Below are 20,689 nucleotides of genomic sequence, written 5' to 3' on the forward strand. Positions count from 1 at the left end.
TTTATGGTCACTGGTAACTCGAGCCGCTAGCTTGGGATTATTTGGGGATAGAGTACAAGCATAGCGTCGAAAAATCAGTCGATTAAGATAATATTGCACTCTTCTCGATTGATTATTAAGCCATTAGTGGTAAAAAGATAGGATGCAGATAATAAGTTGAGGATGTCATGAGTATCATACAAGAGTGCATACGCACTGTTGGGAGAGGAGAGCGCGGTCGAGCACCGTTGAATTACGAGCAAGCATTTCAAGTCATGACCGAATATCTAAACGGTGACGTTGGAGATGATCAAATGGCCATGCTCTTGATGCTCATTCGGGTTCAAAATGAAACCCAACAAGAAATTGCTGGGTTTGTGCGTGCTTTTCAGGCTTTCATTCCCCAAGTCAGTTGTGATGTTGATTGGCCGCTCTATGCTGGAAAGCGTTTATCGGCGGGGAAACCTTGGCACTTACTTGCTGCTCGTTTATTAGCGGATAATGGCTTATCTGTGTTATTGCACGGCTACAAAGATCCTGAAGCTGAGCGTGAACACGCCGAGACTTATCTTGCCACTCTTAATATTACACGGTGTGAAACATTGGCGAATGTCCGCGATGTTTTGGCACAAGAGAAGATTGCCTATTTGCCACTACACGCTTTTGCACCACAAGCTCAAACCATGATTGGGTGGAAAAATCGTTATGGACTTCGCACGCCTATTAATACCGTCGTTCGGGCGTTGAATCCTGGTGGGGGGCGCTTTGGTATTCGAGGCAGTTTTCATCCTGGCTATCAGAAATTGCACGCCGAAATTGAGTACGAAGTTGGTAAAACTGCTCATGCGGTGATCTCATTTAAAGGTCAATCTGGTGAATCAGAATACAATCCTAAGGTGAGCCAAACGGTGTGGTTAAGTACACCAGATGGTGTTCAGGAGCATTATTGGCCGGCGTGTTACCAAGAGAACGTGGATACCTTGTCTGATTGCCCGTTTGGAACGCCAGATGAAGATAAAGTGGCAATGGCGAACAGTGTGATAGCGACCATGGCAGCCGTGTTGTTTACTCGAGAACAAGACTGGAATAAAGCCCTAAATATCGCCAATGGCTATTGGCAAATGTATGTGCAAAAAGCTAATCGAACATAATTGTGCTCATGTGGGGGCTATTGGTCATCTGACATGATGAGTAAACTTTAGAGAGGAGATCGTATGACACGATCTCCTTTTGTTTTTAGCGCGCGTTAACAAAGCACTCGGGGGTATCTAATGCAAGAGCAATGGCATTGAGTAATACATGCAGATGTTGGTCTTCACTGATGAAGGGGGGCATCAAGTAAATCAAACAGCCAAAGGGTCTGATCCACACTCCTTGTTCAACAAATAGCGCTTGGATAGCTTCCATGTTCACTGGGACGTTAGTTTCCACGATGCCAATGGCACCTAACCAACGAACGTCCTTTACTCGGCTATGATGAGCAAATTTTGGTAATTCTTGAGCAAATACCGCTTCAATACGAGCAACATTCGCTTGCCAATCGCCTTCGCTGATCATGGTTAAACTCTCGCTTGCAACAGCACATGCGAGGGGATTGGCCATGAAAGTCGGCCCATGCATAAAGCAACCGGCGGGTCCGCCAGACACCGTATCTGCAATCCTTTTTGTGGTGATGACCGCGGATAGCGTCATAAAGCCCCCGGTCAGGGCTTTACCCACACAGAGAATATCAGGAATGATGTCTGCGTGTTCGAACGCGAAACACTTGCCAGTGCGACCAAATCCGGTCGCAATTTCATCTAATATCAACAATACGCCATACTGATCGCATAGGCGGCGCACTTCTCGTAAAAAGTGCGGATGATAAATACGCATACCTATCGCACCTTGGACAATAGGCTCCATAATCACTGCCGCTATGTTGTGATGATGATTCGCCAGTTGCTGAGCAAAATCGTCAATTTCACTGCTATCCCATGGTTTAAAAAAACCGTTGCTTGGCTCTTTGGCAAACAGGTGTTGTGGCAAAAAACCACGATACAGTGAGTGCATAGAGTTGTCTGGGTCTGTCACTGACATGGCGGCAAACGTATCGCCATGATACCCATGACGAATGGTTAAAAACTGGCTTCGGTTTTCCCCACGACTGTTCCAATATTGCAACGCCATTTTCAAACTAACTTCAACTGCCACTGAACCTGAATCGGCTAGAAATACCTTATCTAAAGGCTCTGGTGTGAGTTCAATTAACTTACGACACACATCAATGGCTGGCTGATGAGTTAAGCCGCCAAACATCACATGACTCATTTTCTCGATTTGTGCTTGTGCTGCTCGTTTTAAACGCGGATGACCATATCCGTGAATCGCACACCACCATGAAGACATGCCATCGACAAGCACTCGACCATCTTCAAGGTAGATGTGTACACCCTCAGCATGAGAAGCCGGATAACAGGTCAGAGGTGTAGTGGTAGAGGTATAGGGATGCCAGATGTGTTGGCGATCAAAGCTCAAATCCATAGTCGTGTCCAAATATTGAAATGATTAAAAAGTGTACCGATGTAAACTATGATGTGTATTTTATGTTGACAGTGTATCCTTTAGGGCTAGACTAGCCAAGCATAAAACGTAGAAAAATCAGAAGGAATTACACGTGGAAGTTCGTCATAACTGGACAGTAGCGGAAGTAAAAACGCTACTCGACACCCCTTTTATGGACCTATTGTTTCAGGCCCAAAGCCTACACCGTCAATATCAACAGCATAATTACGTACAGGTCAGTACCTTACTTTCCATCAAGACGGGGGCTTGCCCAGAAGATTGTAAATATTGCCCTCAAAGTGCCCGATACAATACCAATGTTGAGCAAGAGCGTTTGATGGAAGTCGAGCGAGTGCTGGATGCGGCACACAAAGCGAAAGCGGCAGGGTCGACTCGTTTTTGTATGGGCGCTGCATGGAAAAACCCGAAAGAGCGCGATATGCCCATGCTTAAAGAGATGATCTCAGGCGTGAAATCAATGGGATTAGAAACCTGTATGACATTAGGTATGCTGTCATCGGGTCAAGCTCAAGAGTTAGCTAAGGCCGGACTCGATTATTACAACCATAATTTGGATACCTCGCCAGAGTATTACGGCAAAATTATTACTACCAGAACCTATCAAGACCGCCTTGATACTCTTGCACATGTGCGTGAGGCGGGAATGAAAATTTGCTCTGGAGGCATCATTGGTATGGGTGAGAGCAGTCAGGACCGTGCCGGTCTTTTGGTGGAGTTAGCCAATTTGCCAGTTCACCCAGAAAGTGTGCCAATTAACATGTTAGTTAAGGTGAAAGGTACGCCGTTAGAAGATGCCCAAGATGTTGAACCGTTTGATTTTATACGTCTCATCGCAGCTGCACGCATCATGATGCCGCGATCAGCGGTGCGCCTCTCTGCTGGGCGGGAAAATATGAACGAACAGATGCAAGCGCTCTGTTTTATGGCTGGCGCTAATTCTATTTTCTACGGGTGCAAATTGTTGACCACACCGAATCCCGCTGAAGATAGCGATATGCAGTTGTTTGCAAAATTAGGCATCAACCGCCAAGACGTTGTGCAAAAACCTGACGAAATTGCAGAAAACGAGTTACTCGAGCAAGTTGCTGAACGTGTTGCAGCCCGTCCTTCAAAGGATGACTTATTTTATGATGCCAGCCTTTAATTTGCGTATTACCCAAGCCCTTGCTCAGCGCGCTGAGCAAGGATTAACTCGAACACTTCTTCCTCATCAAGGCATCGCGCAAGGAGCGTTACATCATCATGGGCAGTCGTTTGTTCATTTTTCAGGTAATGACTATCTTGGTTTGGCCAATTCTGCCGAGTTGGTGCAAGCGTGGCAACAAGGATTAGGTCGCTGGGGAGCAGGTAGTAGTGCGTCGCCTTTGGTGACAGGGTTTAGTGATGTCCACCAGCGCCTAATTAGAGAGCTGTGTGATTGGTTAGGGTACGAAGATGGGGTGCTGTTTAACTCGGGATTTAGTGCGAATCAAGCCACTTTGTTTACGTTACTTGAAGCCACCGATACGTTATTGCAAGACAAGCTCAACCACGCCTCCTTGATGGAAGCGGGAATGTTGGGTAAAGCAAAGATGAAGCGATTTAAACATAACGATACCCAACATCTTACTCACCTTTTAACTGACGATATAGCCAACCCTTTTGTGGTGACGGAAGGGGTGTTCAGTATGGATGGAGACAAAGCACCTTTGATGGATATCGCCACTGCGTGCCAAAATAGAGCATGGTGGATGGTGGATGATGCACATGGTGTTGGAGTTCATGGTCCAGATGGAGCGGGCAGTTGCGCCTTAGCCGGAGTGAAGCCGGATATTTTGGTGGTGACATTTGGTAAAGCATTTGGTCTGTCTGGTGCAGTGGTACTGACGCGGCGTGAAGTGGCAGACTATCTTACCCAGTTTGCTCGCCATCATGTCTATTCAACTGCGATGCCGCCAGCTCAAGCTCATGCGCTGCTTCATGCCTCTCATATGATTCAAACACAGCAGTGGCGCAGAGATAAGCTGAACGAGCTACAGCATGTTTACCATGATGTGTTTCATTTCCTGCCCGGATACGTTGCGACTGATACGCCGATAAAGCCCTTTATTGTCGGAGAAAGTGAGAGGGCACTGCGGTTAGCTCGGTGTTTAAAAGAACGAGGCTATTGGTTAACCGCTATTCGTCCGCCAACGGTCGCTCAAGGGAAGGCACGCCTGCGTATCACGTTAACCGCTGACCATAATCCAGAGCAAATCATTGCATTAGCTCAAGAACTGACGCGATTGTTTGAGGAGGGGATATGACGTTATCTGCTACTCAGTCTTTAGGGCGGAACAATAAAAAATGGGCTGTTGCCAGCGCGTTCTCGCGAGCGGCTCATCATTATGATCGCCACGCCGCTTTCCAACGTGAGGTCGGCGATAGGTTGATGGCTAAGCTCCCTGTTGATTTGAGCGGGTTACATATACTCGACCTTGGATGTGGTACAGGGTATTTCTCTGCACAACTGAGAGAACGTGGTGCTCATGTGGTGTGCGTTGACCTTGCTAAAGAGATGTTAGCTCAGGCTCAAAAGCGGTGTGGGTGCGACGAAATGACCTACTGTGAAGCGGACGCTGAAGCTTTACCATTCCCAGAAAATAGCTTTGATTATGTGTTCTCTAGTTTGGCTCTTCAGTGGTGTGATGAGCTTTATAGACCACTTAAAGAAATACGTAGGGTCTTAAAAAATAACGGTAAAGGTTTTTTTTCAACACTAGTTGATGGGTCCTTGTATGAATTGAGCCAAGCATGGGCAAGTGTTGATGCATATCAACACATTAACCAATTCCTCTCTGTAAATGCGGTAAAAGTTGCGTTAGCGCAAGCCGACATCTCTGAGGTTACTCTAGAATTTGACTCAATCACTGTTTGGTACGATACCGCGATGGGCCTGATGAAGGACCTCAAAGGTATTGGTGCTAACCATGTCCCTGGTCGTGCAAACCGTACGATCAGTAAGCAGGTGTTGTCTCAAGTCGAAGAGTCATATCAATGTTTTAGAGATCCTAATGGTCTTTTGCCTGCTACGTATCAAGTTTGTTTGGGGGTAATTCTTCGATGAGTCATGTATTTTTTATTGCAGGTACGGATACCGATGTCGGTAAAACCATTTCGACCAAAGCGGTTTTACAAGCATTTGCAGCGAAGGGATTGACCACTATTGGTTATAAACCAATTTCTGCTGGATGTGAAAGAACAGAGCAAGGACTGCGTAATGATGATGCGTTGCAATTAATGCAAGCGGCGACGCAAGAGGTACCTTACGAGGATGTTAATCCTTATGCTCTAGAGATGCCAGCTTCGCCTCATATTGCCGCACTTCACGAAAATGTGGTTATTGATTACCAGATTCTAAATGACAAATTGGCATTGAATCAGACTCATGCAGATGTTGTTTTGGTTGAAGGGGCTGGTGGTTGGCGAGTGCCTATCTCTGAGACAGCGTGCTTATCCGATTGGGTAAAGCAGGCTCAGTTACCCGTGATTTTGGTGGTGGGTATCAAACTTGGCTGTTTAAGCCATGCACTTTTGACTGCTGAAGCGATTAAAGCTGATGGGTTAGAGATAGCAGGTTGGGTAGCAAATCGTATTAATCCCGGCACTGAACACTATGCTGAGTTGATTGAAGTACTGGAAAAACGCTTAGGAGCGCCAAAGTTGGGTGAAATTCCTTATGTGCCAGGGGCGAAGCGTCGTGAGCTGGGTAAATACATTAACGTTGATGCGTTAGTGGGTTCGACAGAGCGTGAAAAAGAGACTGCTTAAGAGCTTTCATTTCACCTCTAAAAAAACGCTGCGAGTGCAGCGTTTTTTTTATCGCGGGGCATCAATCTGGGGCCAAACTGGCGTTCAGTCTGTGCCTTGCTTTGAGCGAACGTAGTTTCGCTGAAACAGCATCATGAGGTTGCTTAGGGATATACCCAAATGACCTCAAGATGCAGACTTCAGAGCTTCATCAACGAGCACAGCTCAAGCTCAATGACGGCAGGAATGGTTATTCCCTTTCAACGTCATTGGGCGCAGAAATGGGCTTGTTGATGAGCTCCCAAAGGGCGAGTTGTATTCGCTCCTATGCTGCGTTACCGATTTTCTACGTAGAATCACTATGTATTCAAATCGGTGCCTTGCCTATGAGCGAATACATTCTCGCTGAAACCGCATCTTGAGGTTACTTGGGTATATATCTATTGAATTATGAAATAGGCAGTTTGGGAGCAATGCCTAATATTTGAAATTTTGTAAATTATTGTAAATGGAATGAATTTTTAAGGTTAGTTTTCATTACTTCAAAATAACTGGTGGAATTATAAGTGTTTTTTATTTAAAAATTCTAATTTAGAGAATGGTATCCTTATTATTTAATGGTTGATGATATTATTTGAAAGGTTGAAATATGTTTTTTTACTGATAAGTATAAGTAGTGCTCAGAAAAAATAAGCACTTAATAATTTATCAGTGGAAGGAACCAATAAATGAAATTGTCCGCTATTGCATGCGCAATAATTGCTTCATCTTTTATATCAAGTGCAGCGTTTTCCGCAACAATTGAAAATATTAAACCAAATAGCAGTGAATCTAATTCTATTAGCCCAACAAGTAATCCGGCCAGTAGTTTAGGTTTGAGCTCCCAGTCATTTAAAGCTCAGAACACGATTTCTGTAGGTGATAAGACTAAAGCCCGAATCAAACAGTATTATAAAGGCGTACCTGTCTACGGCCATTCTATGGTTGCAGAGGTGACGGGGCAAGGCTTGTACTCAAATCTAAGTGGTAAGTACGTCAAAGGGATAGATACTGATCTAGGCTCAGTGACACCTAAGCTTAACGATAAGCAAGCGATTAATACCGTGTTGGAACAACTGGGTGTTGAGACAGCTGACCGTAGCAGTGCAAATTTATATATTTGGTTAGATGGTAGTAATACAGCGCATCTTGCTTACTTGGTAGATATATTTGTTTCAGATCCAGAACCAAGCCGTCCATTTACTATCGTTGATGCAAACGATGGAACAATATTAAAACAATGGCAACAATTAGCTCATGATCAAAATGCAACAGGTCCAGGTGGGAATATAAAAACGGGGGAGTATTATTACGGAACTGATTATGGATATTTAATTGTTAATGATAGTTGCCAAATGAATAATGACAACGTAAAAACAATTAATATGAATAACCGGACATCTGGCGGGAGTGTCGTGGAATTTTCATGTCCGGATAGTTCGGAAAATTATGTTAATGGAGCCTATTCTGCAGAAAATGATGCCCATTACTTTGGGGGCGTTATTTTTGATATGTATAACGACTGGTTTAATACTTCTCCTTTGACGTTTCAACTCGAAATGCGAGTGCACTATGGTAGCTCCTATGAAAACGCGTTTTGGGATGGCACTGGCATGACCTTTGGTGATGGTGGTTCAACCTTTTACCCTCTAGTGAGTTTAGATGTTTCAGCCCACGAAGTGTCCCATGGTTTTACTGAGCAAAACTCTAACCTCAATTATGACGGTGAAAGTGGTGGTATCAACGAAGCGTTTTCTGATATGGCTGGTGAAGCGGCCGAATACTATATGAAAGGCGAGAACGATTGGAAAGTTGGGGCTGAAATTTACAAAGCTTCTGGTGCATTACGTTACATGGACCAACCTAGTAAAGATGGTGCCTCCATCGATACAGCAGACGACTATTACAATGGGTTAGATGTCCACTATAGCTCTGGTGTCTTCAACCGTGCTTTTTATTTGCTAGCCACAACAAGTGGATGGGATACGAAAAAAGCCTTTGAAGTCTTTGTGAAAGCAAACCAACTGTATTGGAATGCGACATCTGGGTTTGATGACGCTGCGTGTGGTGTCGTTCAAGCCACAGATGATCTTGGTTATGACAGTAGCGATGTGACCACCGCTTTCACGAAAGTAGGTGTCGACGCGTCTTGCTCAGATAGCGGAGATGATGATAGCTCTGCTTCTGAACTAACCAATGGTGAACCCGTAACAGGCTTGTCGGGCAGCCGCGGTTCGGCTCAGTATTGGACAGTGACGGTACCTTCTGGCGCAAGTAACTTGGTGATCAAAACATCCGGTGGTTCTGGTGATTCCGATTTATATGTAAAATTTGGTAGCAACCCAACCACCAGTAGTTATGATTGTCGACCATATCGTACTGGAACGAGTGAAACTTGCCGTTTCTCTTCTCCTAGCACTGGTACGTATCACATTATGCTAAATGGCTATGCTGCGTACTCGGGTGTGACTCTGAGCGCATCGTACAACGACTAAACTCATTAGACGTATGCTGTTAAGCAGCCCCATTTGGCCAAGGCTGGCAAAGTGGGGCATCATGGATAGGTTTATCCAACTCTGCGTTCAGTATTTACCTAACTCTTTGATTTAGTCTACGCAGCATTAATTTGCTGATTCAATTGATGCCACTTTTTTGTTTGGAAGTGGCATTTTTTTTGGTTGTGCCCATGCCTCGAACAAGAGAATGGTTTAGAGGGGAAAGGTACGATACTGCTTTGATGATACCCCAATGACCCTATGATACAGAATTTAGAGCGTGATCAACGAGCATAGGTCTAGCTTAATTGCCGAAGCAATGGCATTGCCTTTCAAGGTAATGGACCTTGTATACTACTAAGGTAGTAATCAAGGAAGGTTACACTTAATGAAAATGAGAAAAAGCCCGAAGAATTCGGGCTTTGATCCGACCGCTAAAGTTAACACATGGAGCAGTGTTTCACAGTTAAGGGAGCCTCTCTCTTTGCTCCTGACTGCGTTTGGGGTGGATATTATTCTTGCATCAATTCGGCGAGATGAACGGCTTGTTCCAATTCTGGCTTGTTAGCTGTTTCGACTTGATCGATACCCAGTTGATGTTTTGCTTCATCTTCTGTTAACCCAAGATGACAGCACAACAGATCAATTGCCATTTTGTAACTATTTAATTCGGCCATGACGATATCCTTTTTCAACAATGTTTTCCTAAAATGTTGTATATCCAACACTCCTTAACTCTAGACACAAAAATTATCATGCTCAATTCGACCAAAGTAGTAGTGGTTGCATATATACTGGGCATACGGTAACCAATTGTTTCAATTTAATACTTAACCTTGTTTTTTAAATTGACGACTATATATATCAATGCAGGAAACAAAAAGTAGCAAGGTTACAGCGGTGTTCGCCTAACCTAAGCTGACAATAATCCGTTTCTAGTCTGGAGAAAGTAAATGAAGCGAGTCTTATTGTTCTTAGCAACTAACCTAGCTGTCGTGCTGGTGTTGAGTGTTGTTCTGAATATTGTTTACGCGGTCACTGGTATTCGTTCAGGCAGTTTGTCTGGGTTGCTGGTGCTAGCCGCAGTATTTGGTTTTGGTGGCTCTTTTATCTCGCTACTCATGTCAAAACGTATCGCTTTGATGTCGGTTGGCGCGACGGTAATTGAAAGTCCACGCAATGAGATGGAGCACTGGTTAGTTCAAACCGTCTCTCGTCAAGCTCAGCAAGCAGGTATCGGCATGCCGACGGTTGCAATTTATGATGCTCCGGACATGAACGCGTTTGCTACAGGAGCGAAACGTAACGATTCATTGGTGGCGGTTTCTACAGGCCTCCTGCACGGTATGACTCGAGATGAAGCAGAAGCCGTACTCGCCCATGAAGTTAGCCACATTGCCAACGGTGACATGGTAACCATGACCTTAATGCAAGGTGTGGTGAACACCTTTGTGATTTTCTTGTCACGCGTGATTGCCAATCTGATTGCAAATCGTGACAACGAAGAAGGGGAAGGCACCAACACCATGGCTTACTTTGCTATCTCGATGGTATTGGAGTTGGTGTTTGGTTTCCTCGCAAGCTTTCTTACCATGTGGTACAGCCGCCATCGCGAATTCTATGCGGATGCCGGCTCTGCGCAGTTAGTGGGTAAGCAGAAGATGATTGCTGCTCTGGAACGTTTAAAGCAGAGCCAGGAATCGCAGCTTGAGGGTTCGATGATGGCCTTCGGTATCAATGGCAAGCGTAGTATTACTGAGTTGCTGATGAGTCACCCACCACTAGATAAACGTATCGACGCTTTACGTCGCCTATAATCGAGTTTTATTCTCATAAAACCAGCCATAATGGCTGGTTTTTTTTTGATCTTTTTTCGCCAAGTTTCGTATGAAAATACTGTCTTCAATAAGGAAGGACTCAGCGCTTTTTTAGTAAGCACTGGTCCAGCTCAATGACAGAAGGAATGGTCACTTCCTTGCAAGGTGGATTAACGATGAATTCAAATCAGTACCTTGCCTAAGACTGAATACGGTCCAACTGAAACAGCATTTTGAGGGCACTTGGATTGAAAACACGAGTAGAAAAAATTTATCCCCTACAGTGTTGAGTTGTAAAAGCCGCTTTGTAAGTGTGGTTTTTTGTCACAAGTCATTGAATTTACTTTGTAGGATAAGGTGCTGTGAACTACATTTAATATACCCAAATGACCTCAAGATGCAGACTTCAGAGCTTCATCAACGAGCACAGGTCAAGCTCAATGACGGAAGGAATGGTCATTCCCTTTTAACGTCATTGGGCGCAGAAATGGGCTTGTTGATGAGCTCCCAAGGGGCGAGTTGTATTCGCTCCTATGCTGCGTTACCGATTTTCTACGTAGAATAACTATGTATTCAAATCGGTGCCTTGCCTATAAGCGAATACATTCTCGCTGAAACCGCATCTTGAGGTTACTTGGGTATAAGATAAAGCTGACTATAATTTGAAAAAATGTTAACGAGGCATGAGGCGAAAATGGATGTTCATTCTGTTGCGGCGTTTTATCAGCGTCTAGACAAAACAACGTTAGGTGAGCTTAGTCAGATTTACCATCCAAATATCGAGTTTCAGGATGCTGCACACCGTATGGTGGGGCTTGAGTCACTACAACATTACTTCCAAGAACTGTACCAAAATGTGAATCAGTGTCGTTTCCAGATTGGTGATGTTTTTTCCCACCCCGAAGGCGGCATGATTACTTGGGAAATGGAATTGTCTCATCCCAAACTCAAGCGCGGTAAATTAGTGACGGTTGCGGGCGTTTCTCACCTCAAATTTGCCGATGGCAAGGTTATTTATCATCGCGATTATTTTGACTTGGGCGAGATGGTATATGAACACATTCCTGTACTTGGTCATCTGATTCGCACCATTAAACAGAAGCTAGGACAGTCATGAATATTTTGGTAACAGGCGCTACGTCGGGTATCGGTCAGCAACTCGTCCTTGATTATGCACGTCAGGGACATCAAGTGATCGCTTGTGGCCGTAATCCATCGGCTTTAGCTGCTTTGGAAGCAGGCAATCAGCAGGTGCATAGCATCGCACTCGATGTAACCAAGCTAGCAGACTGCAAGATGGCATTTTCGCAGCTCCCCTTTGTGCCCGATTTGTGGATTTTTAATGCCGGAGTGTGTGAATACATCGATGAAGGGGAATTAGATAGTGCCCTTGTTCGGCGTGTCATGGACGTGAACTTTTTTGGTGTTGTCCACTGCGTTGAAGCCATGATGCCTTATCTGAAAGAAGGGCAGCACGTAGCGGTGGTTAGTTCAATAGCAGGGGAGTTAGCTCTACCAAGAGCCGAAGCTTACGGGGCGTCTAAAGCGGCTATCAGTTATCTAATCAAATCGCTTGCATTAGATTGGCATCGTCGTGGGGTGCTTCTTTCGTTGGTGATGCCTGGCTTTGTCGCCACCCCCTTAACAGACAAAAATGATTTCTCAATGCCAATGATGATTTCGGTGCAAGAAGCATCTCAGAAAATTCGCCAACATTTGAGTGCACGTAGACGTTTTATTTACCTACCAAAAAGGTTTACCACGTTTTTGCGTTTAGTGGCTTTATTACCTTATGGCTGGCAACAGAAATTGGTACAGCGTTGGATTTTAAATTAGGGAGCATGTATGAAAATCGCCATTATTGGTTCAGGAATTTCAGGATTAACCGCTGCGTACTACTTGCATCCAAATCACGATATTACACTGTTTGAGGTTAATGATTACATCGGTGGGCACACAGCAACGGTTAATGTTGATTTAGAGGGAAAGGAGTATGCGGTCGATACAGGGTTTATCGTGTATAACGACCGAACTTACCCCAATTTCATTCGTTTAATGGAAGAATTAAACGTTAAGCGTCGCGCTACTGAAATGAGCTTCAGTGTCCGCAATGATGGCAATGGGCTTGAATATAATGGTCACTCAATACGCACCTTGTTCGCGCAAAAGCGTAATATCTTTAAACCATCGTTTTATCGTTTTATCGGGGAGATATTGCGTTTTAATCAGCTAGCTAGAGAAGCGGCGAAAAGCCATAGTCGTTTTTCCACTCTGGGTGAGTTTTTACAAAAGCACGCTTTTAGTAGCGATTTTTGTGAAAACTATATTTTACCTATGGGGGCGGCTATTTGGTCTTCAACGATGGCGGACATGCGCCAATTTCCACTCGATTTTTTCCTGCGCTTCTTTCTTAACCACGGCCTGTTGGATGTATTAAATCGTCCGCAATGGTATGTCATTGATGGCGGTTCGAGTAATTATATTCCAGCGTTAACTGAAAAGTTTGCGGATAAAATACGCCTCAATAGTGCAGTAACTCGCGTGATTCGGGGAAATCTCGGTGTTGAGGTGGTGTCTAAAGGTGTTAAAGAGCGATTTGATGAGGTTGTTTTTGCTTGTCACAGCAATCAGGCTTTAGCCATGTTAAGTGATGCCTCTGAAGAGGAGCGCTCGCTCTTAAGTGCTATTCGCTATCAACCTAATGATGTTGTATTGCATACAGATACAAATTTACTACCTCGGAACAAAAGTGCGTGGGCATCTTGGAATTATTGGCTTGATGGTAGTGCTGAGACTGCAACTGCTTTACCCGCTGTGACGTACAATATGAATATCTTGCAGCATATTAAAGCGCCTCACACTTTTTGTGTCACGCTCAACAACAGTGCTCGAATTGACCCAGCTAAGATTCTACGGCGTTTTGTATACGACCACCCTGTGTTTAGTGTTGAGGCGGTAGCTGCACAAAACAAGCGAGATGTTATTAATGGACAGCATCATACTTGGTTTTGTGGTGCTTATTGGTATAACGGCTTTCACGAAGATGGTGTGCGTAGCGCCTTAGATGTTGTTACGGCCATTGAACAGAAATACGCTGAGAATATTAATCAGGGGGCGGCATGAGTTTAAACAGCGTGCTGTTTGTGGGCCAAGTTCGTCATCGACGTTTTACGCCACAGCGTCATGCCTTGAATTATTCATTATTTATGCCGTGTATTGATTTAGATGAATGGCCTACGCTGATGGGAAGCACTCGCTTACTCGGAGAGCGCTGGTGGCACTGGGCGAGATTTAAGCGACAAGATTATGTGGGCGAAGGAGATTTAAAAGCGGCAGTGCAAAAAAAGGTGGCAGAGCTGACAGGAGAGCGCTTGACCGGCAAGGTGATGGCCCTGGTTCATTTGCGTTATTTTGGTCTCTATTTCAGTCCAGTTAATTTTTATTATGTGTATGACGAACAAAATAATTGGCGTTATCTGCTTGCAGAGGTGAGTAACACTCCTTGGAACGAACGGCATTACTATGCTGTGCCTGCAGGTCAGACTGCATCAACTCAATGGCAGCACCCTAAAGCGTTTCACGTTTCCCCGTTTAACCCGATTAATCAAACCTACCAATGGACTATCCGAGAACCTGATGATCACCTAATGGTTCACTTAGAGTGTTGGCAAGACGAAAAACAGTTTGATGCGACATTGCAAATGCAAGCTCAGCCTTTTACAGCAAAAAAATTATTGTGGCTATTGGTCAAAACACCGGTTATGAGCGTAAAAGTAATGTTTGGCATCTATTGGGAAGCGATGAAGTTATGGATAAAAGGGGTTCCAGTACATGACCATCCGGATAAGGAACCACCTCATAATAAGGAGAATCCACCATGTTAAGTACTTCTTCAGTGGCCGTTATTCGACCGCTAAACAATTGGCAGAAAGGTGCGAGACGTACCATTTTACGAGGGCTCAACCGTTTAAAACATGGCCAGCTCACACTGATTGAGCGTTTTTGTGAATCTGAGCCGGCAGTAGAAATGACGTTTGGCGAGTGCAAAGGTATGACTGCGCAGATAGTCGTATCAAGCCCCGATTTCTACTGTCGTATATTACGAGGCGGAAGTATTGGCGGCGCTGAATCGTATATTGATAACGAATGGGATAGTCCCGACCTTACCGCGGTGATTGAATTGGTCGCTGCAAACCAGAGCTGGCTTGATAAATTGGAAGCTCAAACGGGATTTGTAAAACGTTTTGTCTCTAAATTAGGGCATTGGCTTAATCGGAATACAGTGAAGCAGGCTAAACAAAACATTCTGGCTCACTACGATTTAGGTAATGACCTTTACCAAACCTTTCTGGATAAGGAGATGCTTTATTCAAGCGCTTGTTACGAAACAGCAGCAGACAGTTTAGAGCGGGCACAAATCAACAAAATGGAGCGGCTTTGCCAGCAGTTACAACTGCAACAAGATGATCATGTGGTTGAGATTGGAACTGGGTGGGGCGGCATGGCGATTTATATGGCTCGTCAATACGGTTGTAAAGTGACCACAACCACTATTTCTGATGCTCAATATGACTATGCTTGCCAAAGAGTTGCGGAGCAAGGGTTAGGGCACCAAATTACTGTTCTTAAACAAGACTATCGTTGTTTGGAAGGGCAATTCGACAAATTAGTCTCCATTGAAATGATTGAAGCCGTGGGGCAGCGCTATTTACCTGATTACTTGCGCTGTTGCCAATCACTGCTTAAGCCGGGTGGCATTATGGCGCTGCAAGCCATTACTATTGCCGATCAGCGAGTTGACTATTACGCTCATAATGTTGATTTTATCCAGAAATACATTTTCCCCGGCGGTTTTTTACCGTCGGTGACTTACCTCGCACACACTCTTACCAAACAGACGGATTTCGTTATTCGGCAGTTACATGACTTTGGTTTCGATTATGCTGCAACCCTTAAGGAGTGGCGAGCACGTTTTGAACATGCTCTGCCACAAATTAGTACGTTGGGATATCCCCCCGAGTTTATTCGACTGTGGCGTTTTTACTTTTGCTATTGTGAGGGTGGTTTTCGCGCGCGCTCAATATCTGTGGTTCATTTGACTTTAACTCGCCCGGATTAGGTCACGATAATGGACCATTGTAGCCGTTGTCACATTGACCCCAAATTGGACACTAAGCGCTTTATTTTATATTCCGTTTGGTTCGATATCATTTGGGTTAGTGCCGTGATTGGGCAAGATAATTGGCAATGGCTAACGTGGCTGTTGGTGGTTGTGAGCTGGGTTGTTGTTAGTTGGCGCTGTAGGCAAGATCCTTATCCGGTTTTGCTTTTTATGGTCTCAATTGCGGCGATAGGTATTACAGTAGACTGGCTCAATAGTGAATTCGGCCTACTGTCCTTTTCAAGTTCGGGAATACCTTATTGGCTGGTTGCGTTATGGTGCGGTTTTAGTTGGTATCTTCTTTGTTTAACCTCGTTAGGCGCTAAATGGTCGTTCACGATTTGGGTTCTGTTTGGAGCTTTAGGTGGGGCCAGCAGTTATTTTGGCGGTGCACGTTTAGGTGCGGTGATATTGCCTTTAGGGACCCTAGAGAGCATAGCGATTTTAGTAATTGAATGGGCGTGTCTTTTTGTTGGGGTGAGATTATGGTGGTACCGATGGTCAAGTCGTTACATTGTCGCATCGCTTTAACGCTGATATTTGGGTGCCTGTTGTTCGGAAAAAGTGCTGTTGCGAGAGAAACTTGGACTGCGTGGCCTACCGTAGGGCAGGCCGAGTTTACTTGGTTGTGGTTCGATGTTTACCAATCCACGTTACGCACGCCAGATGGGCATTTTCATGGGCTATCATCTGACTTAACGTTGGAGATCCGTTATCAACGGCAAATCAGCGCCGCGCAACTACTGGATGCAACAGAAAAACAATGGGTTGCTATGGGGTACTCAGAGGAATCGATAAATAACTGGCTAGCGAGCTTATCGCAACTTTTCCCCACAGTTTCTGTCGACGATACACTCTATTTTGTCTTACTACGAGACCATGGGAGTCTCTACTTTTCTCAACAAGGCCAGTCTCCGCAATTGATCGGTGATGTTCATGATATTGATCTTTGCCACGCTTTTCTTTCGATATGGCTTGGGGTGAAAACGCAATATCCAAATTTACGTAAACAGCTCATTGGAGAATAGCGATGACCAGATGTTTGACTTATACACCGCGCTGGGTGTCTATAGTGCTTGTTGTTGCAATGGCGCTTATCCTGACCAGTTGTAGCGCTGATATAGAGGATTACCAAGGAACATCACCCAAGTTCGAGCTGTTTGACTATTTTTCCGGTGAGAGCGAAGCATGGGGAATGGTTCAAGATTATAGTGGACAGCAAACAAGGCGGTTTCACGTTAAATTAAACGGTGTAGTCAAGCAAAATCAATTGATTTTGGATGAGCAGTTTGTTTATGACGATGGCGAAACAGAGCGTCGAGTTTGGACTATCACTCGGGGTAATGATGGTCGGTATATTGGTACCGCAAACGGGGTGATTGGAAAGGCGATAGGTGAAGAAGTTGGTAATGCATTACGCTGGCAATACCGTTTTCACCTTAAAACAGAATCCTATGATATTGACGTCGATTTCGATGATTGGCTGTACAGGCAAGATGAATTGCATTTATTCAATACAACGACAATTTCTAAATGGGGGGTTACCTTAGGTAAAGTGACGCTGTTTTTTGCGAAAAAACCACTGGATTCATCAGCTAAAGAGTGAGTTGTGAAAGAGTGGCATTAAAAAAGGGAGCAATAGCTCCCTTTTGCACTCTTAATTTCGGATAATTACAGCTTGTCTGTTAGCTCAACCGCTTGACCGATGTAGCTGCCAGGTGTCATCGCTTTTAGACGTGTTTTCTCATCTTCAGGAAGCTCTAGGCCATCGATAAAATCACGCATGATTTCACCGTTAACGCGTTTACCACGAGTCAGTTCTTTCAACTTCTCATAAGGCTTTTCGATACCGTAACGACGCATCACAGTTTGGATTGGCTCAGCAAGCACTTCCCAGTTGTGATCCAATTCGTCAGCGAGTTCAGCAGCATTGATTTCCAGTTTGCTAATGCCTTTTAGCGTAGAAGTGTACGCAATAATGGCATAACCAACACCCACACCTAGGTTACGAAGCACAGTTGAGTCCGTAAGGTCACGTTGCCAACGAGAAATTGGCAGTTTTTGTGCTAGGTGAGTGAAGATAGCGTTCGCTAGACCCAAGTTACCTTCAGAGTTTTCAAAGTCGATTGGGTTGACTTTATGTGGCATGGTTGAAGAACCGATTTCGCCAGCAATCGTTTTTTGTTTGAAGTGACCTAGTGCAACATAGCCCCAGATATCACGGTCGAAGTCGATTAGGATAGTGTTGAAACGTGCAATCGCATCGAACAACTCAGCGATGTAATCGTGTGGTTCGATTTGAGTGGTGTATGGGTTCCAATCAACGCCCAAAGATTCAGTGATAAACTCTTCACTGAATTTATGCCAATCAACGGTTGGATAAGCTGAAAGGTGTGCGTTGTAGTTACCAACTGCGCCGTTAATTTTCGCAAGAATTTCGGTGTTTGCGATCTGCTTGTATTGACGTTCCATACGGTACGCCACATTCGCCATTTCTTTACCCATAGTAGATGGAGAAGCTGGCTGACCATGAGTACGAGATAGTAGTGGGATATCACGGTACTCAGTTGCAAGCGCTTTGATTGCATCGATGATGTTGCGAATTTCAGGCAGGATAACAGTATCACGCGCTTCTTTGAGCATAAGAGCGTGTGATGTATTGTTGATGTCTTCAGAAGTACATGCGAAGTGAATGAACTCATTGATCGCGTGCAGTTCTGGAATCGCTGCTACTTTTTCCTTAAGGAAATATTCAACGGCTTTAACGTCATGGTTTGTTGTACGTTCAATTTCTTTGATGCGTGCAGCGTCAGCTTCGTTAAAGTTAGCTGCGATTTCATCAAGGAATTGACTCGCCTGTGCGCTGAGTGCAGGAACTTCTGCAATCTCTGCAGTGGCTGCAAGCTTCTGTAACCAACGGATTTCAACGATAGTGCGGTACTTTAGGAGACCATACTCACTGAAGATACTGCGCAACGCAATCGTTTTACTTCCGTAACGGCCGTCTACCGGTGAAACAGCAGTCAATGCTGACAGTTCCATGTTCTTCTCCTGAATATTAAGTTAAGAGTGAGAGTGAAAAAGAATACGCGCCAACATCAATTAGATTCTCTTTAGAATTAATTGCGCCTGTTCAACCATTTTTTTACGGCCGAAAATCAGGTGGCGACGTTTACCACCAACCTGACGCCAAAGTACAGCGCAGCGAATGCCGGCAAGCAGCAAGGCGCGCACTTTGTGTTGGTTAGCAGTTTGTTGTAATACAGAAGGTGTACCAGTGACTTGAATACGCGGACCAATGGGGCTGATCACATCAAGGTAAACACTGGCGAGGTTACTGATCATTTGATCTTCAAATAGGTCAAAGTGAGCAGTTTGACGCTCGAGCATATCTAAACGATCGCTCAATTGAGATAGGGCGTCAGGACGACGAGTAAGCTTACGTTCAAGAGCCATCAGGCTGATGATATAGCGGGTAATTTCGCTACCCGATGGCGTGCTGTCTATGCCTTTAACCATACAGTTGAGGCCAACTCGCAAGTTGGCCTCATTGCCAAAGACGTTAATCGTGTCTTTAGGGTTCATACATAGCACTGAACGGAGTGAAACTTCAAACGCGTCTGAATCACATTGACCGTCTCTTGCAACTTGCTGTACCAAGGCGACAGCCTGGCACATTCCTGCAAAAGCAATGGTACGATCGTAAGGTGTGTTAGCCACGTATTAACTCCTAAGTTAGCTAAGAGAGGCGCTTTTCAATCACACCACCACCTAAACAAACTTCGCCTTGATAAAAAACGGCTGATTGTCCTGGTGTCACTGCGACTTGCGGCTCATTAAACATCACTTTTACTGTATTTTCGTCGATTGGTGAAACTGTACATTCAATGTCAGTCTGACGATAACGAGTTTTTACAGTGCAAGTGAGCGGTTCGGTTAACGGTTCTTTGCTAATCCAGTTCATTTGCGAAGCAATCAAACCCTCAGATTTTAGCAGAGGATGATCTCCACCTTGAACAGCGATAAGCACATTACGTTCTAAATCTTTTTCGGCAACATACCATGGTTCTTCACTTGCGTCTTTTAGACCACCAATGTGTAACCCTTTACGCTGTCCTAGAGTATGGTACATCAAACCTTGGTGTTCACCGATCACTTTCCCTTCTGGCGTTTCAATTTTACCAGGTTGAGCGGGTAAATAACGGCCAAGGAATTCAGTAAACTTACGTTCACCAATAAAGCAGATACCAGTAGAGTCTTTCTTCTTCGCTGTAATGAGGTCTTGCTCTTCAGCGATACGACGGACTTCAGGTTTTTCTAGTTCACCGACAGGGAATAGGCTACGCGCTACTTGTTCATGAGACAGCGCATGTAAAAAGTAGCTCTGATCTTTATTGCCGTCCAAACCACGTAATAACTGTGGTTTTTCACCGTTTTGAGGGAATGTACGGCGTACATAGTGTCCCATAGCAATATAGTCGGCATCCAACACTTCATCAGCAAATTCTAAGAAGGCTTTGAACTTGATCTCTTTGTTGCACAGAATATCTGGGTTAGGGGTACGACCTGCTTTATATTCCGCTAGGAAATACTCAAATACGTTGTCCCAATATTCAGCAGCAAAGTTAATTGTGTGCAAATGGATACCAAGTTTGTCGCAAACAGCCTGAGCGTCAGCAAGATCCTGTGCCGCGGTGCAATAATCTTCACCGTCGTCTTCTTCCCAGTTCTTCATAAACAGACCTTCGACTTGATAGCCTTGCTGTTGCAGAAGATAGGCAGAAACGGACGAATCTACACCACCTGACATGCCGACAATCACTTTCTTTTGACTGTTTGCGTTTAGGTTTTCTGACATAACTTAA

The 20,689-nt window shown here is 44.6% G+C and carries 22 protein-coding genes; 17 read left to right on the forward strand and 5 right to left on the reverse strand.

Going from position 1 to position 20,689, the window contains the following annotated elements; genetic code table 11:
* Nucleotides 1-167: 167 nt before the first annotated feature.
* Nucleotides 168-1,130 carry a glycosyl transferase family protein gene (locus tag JCM16456_RS05890; protein WP_068713270.1) on the forward strand — a complete coding sequence of 321 codons (963 nt, stop codon included), beginning with the start codon at nt 168-170 and terminating at the stop codon, nt 1,128-1,130.
* 85 nt (nt 1,131-1,215) lie between these two features.
* Here JCM16456_RS05890 and bioA read toward each other — a convergent pair whose 3' ends face one another.
* On the reverse strand, nt 1,216-2,502 hold the full coding sequence (gene bioA / locus JCM16456_RS05895; protein WP_068713272.1) for an adenosylmethionine--8-amino-7-oxononanoate transaminase: 1,287 nt from the start codon (nt 2,500-2,502) through the stop codon (nt 1,216-1,218).
* A gap of 133 nt (nt 2,503-2,635) precedes the next feature.
* Between bioA and bioB the strand changes: the two genes are divergently transcribed.
* The 6 genes from bioB to JCM16456_RS05925 all read left to right on the forward strand — a co-directional run bounded on the left by bioB (nt 2,636) and on the right by JCM16456_RS05925 (nt 8,846).
* The gene (bioB, locus tag JCM16456_RS05900; RefSeq protein ID WP_068713273.1) at nt 2,636-3,688 is read left to right on the forward strand and encodes a biotin synthase BioB; all 1,053 of its coding nucleotides are present in this window, start codon (nt 2,636-2,638) and stop codon (nt 3,686-3,688) included.
* The gene (locus JCM16456_RS05905; RefSeq protein WP_156430547.1) at nt 3,675-4,829 is read left to right on the forward strand and encodes an 8-amino-7-oxononanoate synthase; all 1,155 of its coding nucleotides are present in this window, start codon (nt 3,675-3,677) and stop codon (nt 4,827-4,829) included. Before bioB ends, JCM16456_RS05905 begins: the two co-directional genes overlap by 14 nt.
* Nucleotides 4,826-5,629 (forward strand): malonyl-ACP O-methyltransferase BioC, encoded by an 804-nt coding sequence (gene bioC, locus JCM16456_RS05910; protein WP_068713277.1) that lies wholly within the window; start codon nt 4,826-4,828, stop codon nt 5,627-5,629. Before JCM16456_RS05905 ends, bioC begins: the two co-directional genes overlap by 4 nt.
* On the forward strand, nt 5,626-6,333 hold the full coding sequence (bioD, locus tag JCM16456_RS05915; protein ID WP_068713279.1) for a dethiobiotin synthase: 708 nt from the start codon (nt 5,626-5,628) through the stop codon (nt 6,331-6,333). Before bioC ends, bioD begins: the two co-directional genes overlap by 4 nt.
* Nucleotides 6,334-6,503: 170 nt before the next feature.
* The gene (locus JCM16456_RS05920) at nt 6,504-6,734 is read left to right on the forward strand and encodes a hypothetical protein (RefSeq protein ID WP_068713281.1); all 231 of its coding nucleotides are present in this window, start codon (nt 6,504-6,506) and stop codon (nt 6,732-6,734) included.
* A 306-nt stretch (nt 6,735-7,040) separates the two neighbouring features.
* Nucleotides 7,041-8,846 carry a M4 family metallopeptidase gene (locus tag JCM16456_RS05925; RefSeq protein WP_082712229.1) on the forward strand — a complete coding sequence of 602 codons (1,806 nt, stop codon included), beginning with the start codon at nt 7,041-7,043 and terminating at the stop codon, nt 8,844-8,846.
* 512 nt (nt 8,847-9,358) lie between these two features.
* Here the strand turns inward: JCM16456_RS05925 and JCM16456_RS23580 are convergent.
* Nucleotides 9,359-9,523, reverse strand: coding sequence for a hypothetical protein (locus tag JCM16456_RS23580; RefSeq protein ID WP_156430460.1), 165 nt, complete (start codon nt 9,521-9,523; stop codon nt 9,359-9,361).
* A gap of 276 nt (nt 9,524-9,799) precedes the next feature.
* Between JCM16456_RS23580 and htpX the strand changes: the two genes are divergently transcribed.
* The 10 genes from htpX to JCM16456_RS05970 all read left to right on the forward strand — a co-directional run bounded on the left by htpX (nt 9,800) and on the right by JCM16456_RS05970 (nt 17,430).
* Complete coding sequence (gene htpX / locus JCM16456_RS05930; RefSeq protein WP_068713283.1) at nt 9,800-10,663, forward strand: protease HtpX; 864 nt, start codon at nt 9,800-9,802, stop codon at nt 10,661-10,663.
* A gap of 397 nt (nt 10,664-11,060) precedes the next feature.
* The gene (locus JCM16456_RS23585; protein ID WP_156430461.1) at nt 11,061-11,228 is read left to right on the forward strand and encodes a hypothetical protein; all 168 of its coding nucleotides are present in this window, start codon (nt 11,061-11,063) and stop codon (nt 11,226-11,228) included.
* 129 nt (nt 11,229-11,357) lie between these two features.
* Nucleotides 11,358-11,780, forward strand: coding sequence for a nuclear transport factor 2 family protein (locus JCM16456_RS05935; protein WP_068713285.1), 423 nt, complete (start codon nt 11,358-11,360; stop codon nt 11,778-11,780).
* Entirely contained in the window at nt 11,777-12,499 is a 723-nt protein-coding gene (locus tag JCM16456_RS05940) for an SDR family NAD(P)-dependent oxidoreductase (RefSeq protein WP_068713287.1), read from the forward strand. Before JCM16456_RS05935 ends, JCM16456_RS05940 begins: the two co-directional genes overlap by 4 nt.
* Nucleotides 12,500-12,508: 9 nt before the next feature.
* Nucleotides 12,509-13,786 carry an NAD(P)/FAD-dependent oxidoreductase gene (locus tag JCM16456_RS05945; protein WP_068713289.1) on the forward strand — a complete coding sequence of 426 codons (1,278 nt, stop codon included), beginning with the start codon at nt 12,509-12,511 and terminating at the stop codon, nt 13,784-13,786.
* Complete coding sequence (locus tag JCM16456_RS05950; RefSeq protein WP_068713291.1) at nt 13,783-14,547, forward strand: DUF1365 domain-containing protein; 765 nt, start codon at nt 13,783-13,785, stop codon at nt 14,545-14,547. The genes JCM16456_RS05945 and JCM16456_RS05950 overlap by 4 nt, the downstream gene beginning before the upstream one ends.
* Nucleotides 14,541-15,782 (forward strand): SAM-dependent methyltransferase, encoded by a 1,242-nt coding sequence (locus tag JCM16456_RS05955; RefSeq protein WP_068713293.1) that lies wholly within the window; start codon nt 14,541-14,543, stop codon nt 15,780-15,782. Before JCM16456_RS05950 ends, JCM16456_RS05955 begins: the two co-directional genes overlap by 7 nt.
* Before the next feature lie 9 nt (nt 15,783-15,791).
* Entirely contained in the window at nt 15,792-16,355 is a 564-nt protein-coding gene (locus JCM16456_RS05960; RefSeq protein WP_068713295.1) for a DUF2878 domain-containing protein, read from the forward strand.
* The gene (locus JCM16456_RS05965; RefSeq protein ID WP_082712230.1) at nt 16,322-16,852 is read left to right on the forward strand and encodes a hypothetical protein; all 531 of its coding nucleotides are present in this window, start codon (nt 16,322-16,324) and stop codon (nt 16,850-16,852) included. Before JCM16456_RS05960 ends, JCM16456_RS05965 begins: the two co-directional genes overlap by 34 nt.
* Nucleotides 16,853-16,854: 2 nt before the next feature.
* Nucleotides 16,855-17,430, forward strand: coding sequence for a DUF3833 domain-containing protein (locus JCM16456_RS05970; RefSeq protein ID WP_068713297.1), 576 nt, complete (start codon nt 16,855-16,857; stop codon nt 17,428-17,430).
* A 65-nt stretch (nt 17,431-17,495) separates the two neighbouring features.
* Here JCM16456_RS05970 and purB read toward each other — a convergent pair whose 3' ends face one another.
* From purB to mnmA, 3 genes are read right to left on the reverse strand one after another with little or no spacing between them, the layout of a single operon-like run.
* Nucleotides 17,496-18,866 (reverse strand): adenylosuccinate lyase, encoded by a 1,371-nt coding sequence (purB, locus tag JCM16456_RS05975; protein ID WP_068713300.1) that lies wholly within the window; start codon nt 18,864-18,866, stop codon nt 17,496-17,498.
* A 60-nt stretch (nt 18,867-18,926) separates the two neighbouring features.
* The gene (gene hflD / locus JCM16456_RS05980; protein WP_068713302.1) at nt 18,927-19,544 is read right to left on the reverse strand and encodes a high frequency lysogenization protein HflD; all 618 of its coding nucleotides are present in this window, start codon (nt 19,542-19,544) and stop codon (nt 18,927-18,929) included.
* A gap of 19 nt (nt 19,545-19,563) precedes the next feature.
* Complete coding sequence (gene mnmA, locus JCM16456_RS05985; protein ID WP_068713304.1) at nt 19,564-20,682, reverse strand: tRNA 2-thiouridine(34) synthase MnmA; 1,119 nt, start codon at nt 20,680-20,682, stop codon at nt 19,564-19,566.
* Between the last annotated feature and the right edge of the window lie 7 nt (nt 20,683-20,689).

Source organism: Vibrio tritonius (assembly GCF_001547935.1).
Lineage (GTDB): Bacteria > Pseudomonadota > Gammaproteobacteria > Enterobacterales > Vibrionaceae > Vibrio > Vibrio tritonius.